The sequence below is a fragment of the Nocardiopsis halotolerans DSM 44410 genome, assembly GCF_000341065.1.
GTDB classification, from domain to species: domain Bacteria; phylum Actinomycetota; class Actinomycetes; order Streptosporangiales; family Streptosporangiaceae; genus Nocardiopsis; species Nocardiopsis halotolerans.
On record NZ_ANAX01000417.1, the window covers coordinates 1 to 1,015 of the forward strand.

The following is a 1,015-nucleotide window of genomic DNA, read 5'->3' on the forward strand; positions in this document are numbered from 1 at the left end:
GCCGGTACTCATCGGCTGGGCCGCCGTGACCAACAGCCTGGACTGGGCCCCGTTCGTGCTGTTCCTGGTCGTGTTCTTCTGGACGCCGCCGCACACCTGGACGCTGGCCATGCGCTACAAGGAGGACTACGCGCAGGCCAAGGTGCCGATGCTGCCCGTGGTCGCCACCGACCGCCGCGTGCTGCTGGAGTGCGTGCTCTACAGCTGGGCCACCGCGGCCGTGTCGGTCCTGTTCTGGCCGGTGGCGGGCACCACCTGGTTCTACGGCGCGGTCGCCGTCGCCCTGGGCGTGCTGCTGATCGTCCAGGCCCACCGCCTGCTCAACCGCTCCCGTGCCGGTGTGACCGGTGCCCAGCTCAAGACGATGGGTTTCTTCCACCTGTCCAACGCCTACCTGGCGCTGCTGTTCGTGGCGGTCACCGTCGATCCCCTGATCGCGAACCTCCTGGGCTGAGCCACCCCCGACACGTCCGCGGCGGCGCCTCCGGAACACCGGGGGCGCCGCCCCGGTGTTGGGGTCGCGGCGGCGGGGCGGGGTGTCGGGGCCGCGGGCCCGGCACGTCCGTGTCACAGGCCACCGCTATAACCTCAACCATGCCAACGACTTCCCCACCCCCCGCGGGCCCGGTCTGGACCGAGGGCCCGGACGGCTACGGCCTGGCCATCGAGGACGGCGCCCTGGTGTGCCGCAACGCCGGGGGCCGCAGGCTCAAGGCGGTGCCCAAGAAGGTGCGCGAGTCCGCCGAGGGGCGGCACCTGTCCAGCGTCCTGGTCTGGCTCGCACGCCACGAGCGCGAGTGCGCCGAACGGGTCGAGTCCTGGCTGCTGGGCTCCCTGCCCGTCCCGACCCCCATGATCACCCGGGTCTGGGCCGACTCCGCCTGGCGCGACCTGCTCGCCGACCTGTTCGTCGTCCCCTCCGGCGACGGTGAGGGGGGCTTCCTGCGCGGCGTGGACGAGCGGGGCCGCGTCGGCGTCCTGGACCTGGACGCCGAGAGCACCTGGCTCGACGCCG

At 72.8% G+C, this 1,015-nt stretch carries 2 protein-coding genes; both read left to right on the plus strand.

Annotation, left to right across the window (positions count from 1 at the left end):
* Positions 1 to 454 (plus strand): UbiA family prenyltransferase (locus tag D455_RS0128675; RefSeq protein WP_017574085.1); only part of this gene is annotated, 454 nt, incomplete at its 5' end.
* A 140-nt stretch (positions 455 to 594) separates the two neighbouring features.
* The coding region (locus tag D455_RS0128680; protein WP_017574086.1) for a DUF4132 domain-containing protein at positions 595 to 1,015 on the plus strand (421 nt) is incomplete at its 3' end.